Below are 8,449 nucleotides of genomic sequence, written 5' to 3' on the forward strand. Positions count from 1 at the left end.
GAAGGAAACTGTATCTGTATTTGGGTATTATCCATAATTGTTAATCGGTTAATTTCTCTGGATCAGTTCGCACCATTCACCAACGATAGTTCCTCCATAATAATTGGGTGCATGCACCCCGACAGAACAATGTCCCGCCGTCTTTGCCAGTGACAGCCTGCTGGACATCGCTCTGTTATAAGAATCCAACGTAAATGTCTCCGGTAGAATCTTGTAGGAAACAAGACGCCCGGCGCTTTTATCAAACCCAACCAGCCAGACACCAGAATGCTTACTGGTCATGGACAAAGCCACTCCCCGCAAGGCAAGGCTGTCAGGAACAGACATTTGGTTAACCGTATTGATAACAGTACCGGACACTTGATCCCACCGGGACATGCGGACAGACACGGCACATTGGCCATTGGCCGGACGGCCAATCTGTATATCGACCCAGTATCGCATGTAACCTGCGGGCGTGGCAAAGGGATCATCATCCAGGCTCGCGTAATCCGCATTGAAAGAAGTATTGCCTATGGCGATCGAATCAAAACACCGGCCATACCCCAAGCCGCAGGACATCGGAAAATAACAACTGGTCAAGCCGTCGTAAGCTGTATTGTTATTGTCGAGATTGATCATATTAAAATCAGCCGTGACCACAGTCCATGCCGGCATGTTGTCTCGCCCGGCAGCCCACCAAAACCGGTCCACAAGTATTCCCCAGGAAAAAGGATTGGAAGAATTGAAATAGGTTCTCAAGGGAGAAAACTCCATTTCATTGAGTAGTTGTACCTCCTTGTATCTGGCCGCCTCCGTGTCAGTGGATGGCACTACTGGAATATTGACACCCCCGTTGGCGTTAATCGTGCCTCCAAAAGTAGCCGCCGTGCTGATGGATAAAGTAGAAGCAGCAACCCTGTTACAATTTACGGCATTGCCGGATATTTCTCCTGCAGAAGCAAGGGAGGGGACGCGTATGGTAGCGTTGTTTTCATTTGCGAAAATTGTTGCTCCCCCATTACTTAATGTAATTCTCTCCCCGCCGGGAAGAGAAAGCCCTTTTCCGCATGTAACTAGCTCGGTAAACACAGCTCCTTTGGCCGCCAGATTGCCCTGGAGGGTCATATTGCCCTCGGCATCTATTTCAGGCATAGCAGCAAGAACGTCTTCGGCCCGTTTGGCAGCATCTTCTGCGGATTCTGCGGATTGGCCGGCGTTTTCCGCCGCCTTCTGGCTGTCTTCCTTGGACTGTTGAGCTTCGTTGCTGGCCTCTTTGGCCTGCTCCGCGTAATAGGCGGCAGAGGAGTCTCCTCCCAACAGTACGTTGACGCATCCGTTTCCATCGGGCAGATTGACAATGACGGCGCCGGCAATCGCTTGTTTTTCGCCAGGCAAGTCAGGAGTCACGCGTCCGGCTGAAACGAAACATCCGCGCAGAAGGGGAGATTCATCTCCATTTCTGTCCATAAAAACATCGTAGGCCCAGGCGCCGGGAGGGACAGATTCCCAGGAGATCACGCCATTGCCGTCATCATCCGTGGAATATCCAAATTCCGTGATGCCGCTTTTGAGACGGATAGCCCCCCGAAGCGTCACCCCTGTCATATCAACTGGGTCGCCATGGAAGTCCAGAATACGGATCACGAGGGACTGGTTGAGCCCTGTGACTGTCCGTATATCATATGTGCCTGCCTGCTGCCTGGTATGATGAAGACGGGTTGTGGGGCGCAGATGCGCCCCTGGGTTGATTGATTAGGATGCCGGAGTGGTCGCCACGTCCTGGATATTGGATGGCGTGGCCTGGTACTGGCCCTTATAATCCATCTCAAACTCAAACTGGGCGGATGCCACCGCGGTGGTGTGTTCCGGGTCTTGCAGAAGGCGCAAAGCGCCATGCCCGATATAGGCAAGGTAAATGTCGCCAACATCGTTTTGATACCACATCTGCAGATATCCCTCGATTTTATTATCGCCTCCGTGTCCAATGGCCGTAGCCTCTTTTCCATTGGCGGGAGCACCTCCCAACGCAAAGGAAAGCTGGAAATACTCCGGAGACATGTCGGGCGTGGTAAACGTCATGCGCTTGCCAGTGGTGGTATTCTTGCGCTGGACGCGGTACCCCAGTACGCCGCCACAAAAGCGGGTAACCTCCCCTTCAACCTGCGTTGCCACAGACTGAAAAGCACCGAGCAAGCCAAAGCTTACCCAAGGAAATTCAGGTCCGGCCGTAGGATCGACGGGGGGGGGCGGAAGGAGGCTCCGGAAATTGATAAGGTCCGGTGACGTAAGAGGCACCGCCTTCTTCAGTTACCTTGATGCCGTCAGGGAGGAAAATCGCCAGAACGCCGGTAATTTGCGGCGTCACATTGCGATTGCTGTAAGTAGGGTCGTAAGTATTAGGTGGCCTGATGCTTGTAATCGTTTAATAGATGATGGATGCTTTGCCGTCGGCTTCCAGCTTTTCAGCTAAAGCCTTCGTAACAGATATTCTGGCTTTTGGCAAGAAAATGGAGTTTCCTATGCGGGTTTTCTTCAGGATGATGACGTTGGTATCAATGACGGGGGCCTGCTCCGTCTTTTTGTCCGGTTCGGTGGTTGTTTTGCTCATTTGATTTCAATCAGGTTGAGGGTTTTCAATGCTTCCGCGACGGGCGCGGGAAGTTCCGGGGTATCGGTTTTCATGGAGAGGCTGATGACCAGCCCCCCATCCAGTTCCGCCTTTGTGCAGACGACGCGGACGGACACCATGTCCGTGGTTTTCGTCATGTCCGCCTGGTCTGCCTTCTGCTTAGTTTTTGGTGTTCTGCTCATAGAATTCCGGTTTGGTTCTCATGTTGATGTTAACCGGGACGCGGTAGTCCACGGTCAAGACGTTCATTTGCCGCTTCTCGCCGTCAATGATTCCTGACGAGGCGTATCGGCCCTTGATTTTGGGTTTCATCATGGCGGGTGCGGGGAAAGGGAGAGGGTTCCATTTCCACAGGGCTTCTTCAACCACATCGCCCACGGCCCGAAGATAGTAATCGGGCGTCAGGCATTCCGGGGGAAAAAGAGCGGCGTTGTGATAGATGGCGGCAATAATGAAATACTGTCTCCACATGGTCGGCGCTTCCGTCTGTCCGTGGCCGTCCTGGTATTCTTCCGTGTCTCCAGGACACACCAGCACCACACCGTTGTTGCCCATCGCCGACATGATGATGTGATTGGCGGCGTACTGCGGATCAAAGGGCTTTTCAAAGATGTGGCAGGTCAATTCCTGGCGGCTCTTCAATCGGTCAATGATGAGCCGGCACATGGATTGGTCAATGGAGGGTATCATGATTGTTTCCGATTTGGGTGAGATAGGTTTCGGCGACACGCTGCGCCATCTGGTCCATTGTCGGCAGGATGCCGGGCGTAGGAGCAATCGTGACTTCCCGGCACAGGACGTAGAGCACGTCTCCGGCCTTTGTGCCTTTCTTGAAAAGCTTCCTCGCTGCTTTCTTGCCGGTGGAGGACTGGGCTGTCTTGAGGATCAGGACGCCGGTTACATTGCCGTTGCGTCCTCCGTTTTTGGACGGGATAAACTGCAGGTCGTCTTTGCGGAAGCCCGCGCTGTAGATGCTCCGTGCTCCGCCATGCCCGCGAGGGGCGTTGCGGGTGGGGATGGCGAGGTTCTGAATCGGCTTGCCGGTGATTTCCGAGGTGCGGCCGGTGGGCCGCAGCGGGCCCCCCAGATAGTCCTGCGTACCGATCCAGTGCAGGCCGATGCCGCGCCACGCGATAGAAACGCTGACGCCTTCGGCGGTTTCTTCCATGCCGGTGGCGTCCGCCGCGGCGTCGTAGTAGTCTTTGCCCTGCTGCCTCAAGGTCTTCTGGATCAGGAGACTCAAGGCGACGCCTGCTTTGCGGATGGCGGTTTTGTGCCGGGCCGCGGACGGATTCATCTCGGCAAACGCCCGGTCAATCGCGGACTGGTCAATGTGGACGGTTACAGCCATTTGACGGGTAAAACGTAAGGGGTTGGCACTTCCACGCTGAGAGCGCCGGCGACGTCTTCCACTTTCCTAACGTGCCCGGAGGTAATGGGATAGGTAAATTCTCCTTCTTTCTTTTGCGAAACTGGGATGTACTGGCGGGAGGAAGCGGAGGCCACATCTGAGGGGCGCCCGTACCAGACGCCTTCCGGCTCGGAGGCCAAGCGGTCCAGCAGGCGTTCGAGGTAAAGGGATGCCAGCGTACCAGCCACGGCGCCGCCGGCTACCGCCAGTTGGAAGGCCTGGGCCTGACGCAAGGGGATCTCTTCCGGGAAATCCCCGGTGAAGACCTCCGCCAGCTCGGCGTCTGTATAGGGCCGTGTGCCGTTGGGGTCCGTATATGTGAAAGTGGTATTGCCGTCTTTCTCACTCTCGATGCGCACGGCGTCTTTCAGGATGCGGCGGATTTTATCCGCGTTGGCGTTCGTGACACCCACGGCATTGCTTTCCAGTGTGGCGTTGAAGCTGGCGGGAGCGGAACGGACGCGGGAAACGTCCAGGCCGGCCGCGCGAGCTTCTTCGGCCCCGACGGGAGCAATATTCATCCCGGATAGGTAATCAAAGGGAGGGTAAGGCGTTCCAAACCGCGAGAGACGGATCCAGATGTCGGAGGCCGCCAGGGCATAGCCGACGGTTTCGCCGCGGATGAAGCCGGAGGACACTGCTTCGGTCGCTTCGTCTTCCAGCCCCACCCGGGCCCGGTTCCAGCGTTCAGCCCAGTAGCGCGGGTCTTCCCGGCCTTGGGAGCGGTAAAATTTGAAGACGCCCGTGTCGTTGTCCTGCGTCCAGTTGTACCAGTTGCGGTAGCCGTGGGCCATGGCTGCGTTGGTTTCCATCACTACCTGGATGCGGAGCCAGGAGGATAAGTCCTGAATGCCTCCCTGCCCCGTCGCCGGAGGCCGGTAGCCCTGCCGGCGCAGGGTTTCGCGGATGGCCTGCTGCGCTTCTTCGTAGCTCAAGGCACCCGAGGCTACCTTGCCGAACTTGTCCTCAAAGTCAGAAAGGATGACGCCGGGTTCTACGCCGGACACGAAAAAGGCACGCTCGGCGTAGTCATTGGCGATCAGCTCTCTCTGTGCGGCGGTTATCATCGGTAGGTGCTTCGCATGGGGTTGAACCAGGGACGGCGCGTGTAGCGCGGCATCATGTAGGCGGGGTCCGCCGGCGCGGAGCCGTCCACGCTTTCCGGCAGCATGTCGCCTCTGGCGTAAAGGGCCAGCATCGCGTCCGCCGATTCGGCGGCCTTTTGGCGCGTCTCGGTCAGGTTGATTTGGTAGCGCAGATAAAGCTGCCGGATGATCAGCGGCCATGCCAGGGAGCGCATGCTCTGAGGGATGTCGTAAGGTCCGCTATTTTGGAGGGATTGCCGCAGGGCGAGGTTATTGGCCAACGCCCCGCGGATGGTCATGCATACATCGTTGACCACCTCCATCATGACATCCTGATAGCCCAGGCTGCGCTGTTCCCCGGCTGTGACCAGGGCGTCACGCTCCGCGGTGTTGAGGCCGAGCAGACGGTCAGCTTCGTCCGTGGTAATCGTGGACCAGGCGGGAAAGGCGGACATGATGGAGGCGGGTTGGCGGGGATTAGGCGGTAGCCGTTGCGTCGATGCGGACGATGGCTCCGGGGTTGGTCAGCTTGGTCAGCGAGTAGACGCGGTTGGTGACCAGCGTCAGCGCCGGCGTCGGCTTATATTCCGTGATGACTTCGCGACGCAGTTTGCCGGATAGCCCGAAGGTCTTGATGGCGGAGGCGTCGAACTGAGTCGGGGAGTCTTCCTTGTACAAGACATATACTTCGTTTTCCATGATGGTCTTCGCGTCACCGGAAGCGTCGCGGTAGGGCATGGAGGCGATGTAGATGTCCCTGATGGGGCGAATCAAAGCATTGCGAAGCAAATCTTCATTGAAGAGGCCGACGCTGTTGAACGACACCACCTGACGGGCGATGGGGTTGGCTCGCAGAAGCTGCCAGGCGTTAATGCCGAAGACGATTGTGTTCGGCATATGTCCGGTAGCTGCGTTGATGGACAGGATGGCCTTGTCCAAGTCTGCCAGCGGGTTTTTCTGTTCGTTGGCCCAATCGCCCATTCCGGAAGCTGCCGGAAGCTGGCTCATGATCATCTTGGCTCGTTCATACTCGTAAGAGGTCACAAACTGGGATTCGATGAGCTTGTATTCCGCCAGGGTGATGGCCTGCGCCTTTTCCCGGTTGACGCCCAGCAATGCGTCCGGGATGGGCAGCGTCAGTCCGTAGCCCCGGAGGGTGTCGGTTTCGTTTCTGCCGTTCAGGACGGTCTGGCGGGGAGGTTCGCCCGCTCCAACCTCGATGGGCTGGACGGTGAAGGCCGATTCGGTGTCCCAGACCTTGTATTGGAAATTGAGGTCGTAAACCGGGACGATCGGCGCAATACGGCTGATGATGGAGTTCTCTTCGGTGTTCCCGGAACCCGCGGAATAGGCGGTCAGGACATCGGTGAACTGGACAGCGGAGCAAAATGGAGTAGCCCTTGTTGTTGGTCTTTCTGTTGATTAGGTTGTAATATCAGGAGGCAGCCTGGTAGGAGGGCACGAAGCCGATTTCCACCATGCCTTGCTCCCACTGGGCGTGAATGACGCGGGCATAGACGGTTTCGCCGCTGGCGGCGGCCTTCCATGTCCCGTTGGCCGTGATGGTGACGGGCGTGCCGGCATTGATCGTGCCGGGCGTGTCGGAGAGAGCCGCCTTGATCAGGCCGGCATACATGCCGACGAGTGCGGCGACGCAGGTCCCCTGGTTGGGCTGCCCTTGCAGGACCACGCCGAGCAGCTGCGTCTGCGTGGGGATGGCGGACAGAGGCGTACCGATAAACTCGGGAATGTCCGGGTTGGCTGTCAGCGCTACGACGGTTCCTTCCTGTCCGCACAGGTCAACACCTTCCGGGGTGTTGAAATAGACGATGGCGCTTTTTTGTGTTACGTTGAGTGATGGCATTGGTTTGTATCAGGTTGGGAGTTATCGTGCGGAGGCTACGATGTAGCCTTCCTCGGTGGCTTTTTGGAACGCGTCGTATCGATTCATGCCGTCTTTCATCAGCTCGTCCACGCGATTCTGGAATCCGTCAATGGATTCCTTCTGGCGGAACGGGTTGGGCGGATTCTGAGTCGTGCGGCGGTTCAGAGGCGTCCTTTTCGGCAATTCCTTTCTTTCCGTCTGCTTCTGATGCTCGGGGGGTGTCTGACGGTTGAGCGCCTTGACAAAGGCATTCAGTGCGGCGGGGCTTTCCCGGAGAGAGTTTTTCAACTCTTCCCGGCGTTCTTCCGTAAATTCCTTGCGTTCTTCTTCGTCCAGTGCGTTTTCATACGTGCTGACGGCTTCGTCCACTTCGGCGTTCACGGCGTTCTTCTCTCTCTTTTCCAGATCAAGAAGTTCGTCCACGCGGCGGAGGATATCCCTGGACATTTCGTCGGTGCCGTCGAATTCGACGTCCAACTTGTCAAGCAGGGAGTGAAGCAGGGCTCTCTGTGCCCGGTCCATTTCCTTCGCCGGGTATTCTTCGGCGTTTTCTTTCATGGTTGTGTCTTGGTTGTTTTCCCCCTCTTCGGGGCTTTGTTTTTCGTCCCCGCCACTACTGGGGCTGGGGGAAGTCTCTCGGTTGATCAAGGGGCGCTTGCCCTTGATGCGCGGACGGTTGGTAAGAGCAAACCCGGTCAGGCGGCTGGGTGTGTAGATGCCGTCCTTAAAGGTCATGCCGTCCATATACTCGGTAGATGATTGCGTGTACTCCTTATCAATAAGCATTTGCAATCCTCGCGGAGTCCACTCGATAAATCCGTACAATTCCAGGCTGCCGGACGGATCCCGGTAGGTGTCCAGCTTTTTCAGCCAGCCGAGGGCGCGCGTGTCCCTGGTCATGTCGTGGCTCAGATGGTCGCCATCAATAAGCATGCCCGGCCCGTCAAAAGTCCGGGAGTTAAACTCGGCGACCATCCGGTTGATTTCATCTTCGCCGATGCGGAGGACAGCCTTTCCTTCCCCGTAGTCAACATCGTGGTCTCCGGACTTCTCGATATGGTACCATCCGTTCTGCGGATTGCTTAAATCATTGATTTGTTTCGTACTGATCATCGTAAAATCCTTTCAGGAGAACATTGTTGATAAGTTGCTGCAACTGCTCAAAGGCGTCGGGAGGCGCTTCTGGCCCGGCGCTATCCCTATTGGCGGCGGCGAGGGACGGATCATTCGCCCGAGTGTCTTCGACGGCCATGCCGAGCTTTTCCTCTATCTCGGTTTTTTCCAGTCGTACACCGCCATCCGCCAGCGTAGCGATTTCCTCTGCTTTTTGCAGCGGTGTCTGAACGGTGTCAAAGGTGATTTGGAGGCGGGCCAGCGGCTCGGCCTCTCCCAGTACAAGAGGACTGACACAGGCATTGAACGATTCCGCTACTTTACTGCAGACCGCAGAGACCACC

Annotated in this window: 12 protein-coding genes; all 12 read right to left on the reverse strand. The window is 56.8% G+C overall.

All coding sequences use genetic code 11. The features are described 5' to 3' along the window. Window positions 1-48: 48 nt before the first annotated feature. The gene (locus tag HMPREF3039_RS01560; RefSeq protein ID WP_156473587.1) at window positions 49-1,626 is read right to left on the reverse strand and encodes a hypothetical protein; all 1,578 of its coding nucleotides are present in this window, start codon (window positions 1,624-1,626) and stop codon (window positions 49-51) included. A gap of 108 nt (window positions 1,627-1,734) precedes the next feature. After that, on the reverse strand, window positions 1,735-2,154 hold the full coding sequence (locus HMPREF3039_RS01565) for a hypothetical protein (protein WP_147549671.1): 420 nt from the start codon (window positions 2,152-2,154) through the stop codon (window positions 1,735-1,737). Window positions 2,155-2,404: 250 nt separating this feature from the next. After that, a complete protein-coding gene (locus tag HMPREF3039_RS01570) occupies window positions 2,405-2,590 on the reverse strand; it encodes a hypothetical protein (RefSeq protein ID WP_067571796.1) in 186 nt (61 codons plus the stop codon). After that, entirely contained in the window at window positions 2,587-2,793 is a 207-nt protein-coding gene (locus HMPREF3039_RS13460) for a hypothetical protein (RefSeq protein WP_147550046.1), read from the reverse strand. The genes HMPREF3039_RS01570 and HMPREF3039_RS13460 overlap by 4 nt, the downstream gene beginning before the upstream one ends. After that, on the reverse strand, window positions 2,771-3,301 hold the full coding sequence (locus HMPREF3039_RS01575; RefSeq protein WP_067571798.1) for a hypothetical protein: 531 nt from the start codon (window positions 3,299-3,301) through the stop codon (window positions 2,771-2,773). Before HMPREF3039_RS01575 ends, HMPREF3039_RS13460 begins: the two co-directional genes overlap by 23 nt. Beyond that, a complete protein-coding gene (locus HMPREF3039_RS01580; protein WP_067571800.1) occupies window positions 3,285-3,962 on the reverse strand; it encodes a hypothetical protein in 678 nt (225 codons plus the stop codon). The genes HMPREF3039_RS01575 and HMPREF3039_RS01580 overlap by 17 nt, the downstream gene beginning before the upstream one ends. Then, complete coding sequence (locus tag HMPREF3039_RS01585) at window positions 3,953-5,089, reverse strand: hypothetical protein (RefSeq protein WP_067571802.1); 1,137 nt, start codon at window positions 5,087-5,089, stop codon at window positions 3,953-3,955. Before HMPREF3039_RS01585 ends, HMPREF3039_RS01580 begins: the two co-directional genes overlap by 10 nt. Continuing rightward, entirely contained in the window at window positions 5,086-5,562 is a 477-nt protein-coding gene (locus HMPREF3039_RS01590) for a hypothetical protein (RefSeq protein WP_067571804.1), read from the reverse strand. Before HMPREF3039_RS01590 ends, HMPREF3039_RS01585 begins: the two co-directional genes overlap by 4 nt. 22 nt (window positions 5,563-5,584) lie before the next feature. Beyond that, window positions 5,585-6,223 carry a hypothetical protein gene (locus HMPREF3039_RS01595; protein WP_067571812.1) on the reverse strand — a complete coding sequence of 213 codons (639 nt, stop codon included), beginning with the start codon at window positions 6,221-6,223 and terminating at the stop codon, window positions 5,585-5,587. Between the two features lie 319 nt (window positions 6,224-6,542). Then, window positions 6,543-6,971, reverse strand: coding sequence for a hypothetical protein (locus HMPREF3039_RS01600; RefSeq protein ID WP_067571814.1), 429 nt, complete (start codon window positions 6,969-6,971; stop codon window positions 6,543-6,545). A 21-nt stretch (window positions 6,972-6,992) separates the two neighbouring features. Beyond that, a complete protein-coding gene (locus tag HMPREF3039_RS01605; RefSeq protein WP_067571816.1) occupies window positions 6,993-8,105 on the reverse strand; it encodes a phage protease in 1,113 nt (370 codons plus the stop codon). After that, window positions 8,080-8,449, reverse strand: a 370-nt coding sequence (locus tag HMPREF3039_RS01610; protein WP_167506689.1) for a hypothetical protein, incomplete at its 5' end; no start/stop codon positions are given. The genes HMPREF3039_RS01605 and HMPREF3039_RS01610, both read right to left, overlap by 26 nt.

This window comes from Akkermansia sp. KLE1798 (genome assembly GCF_001580195.1).
In the GTDB taxonomy this organism is placed as follows: Bacteria; Verrucomicrobiota; Verrucomicrobiia; order Verrucomicrobiales; family Akkermansiaceae; genus Akkermansia; species Akkermansia biwaensis.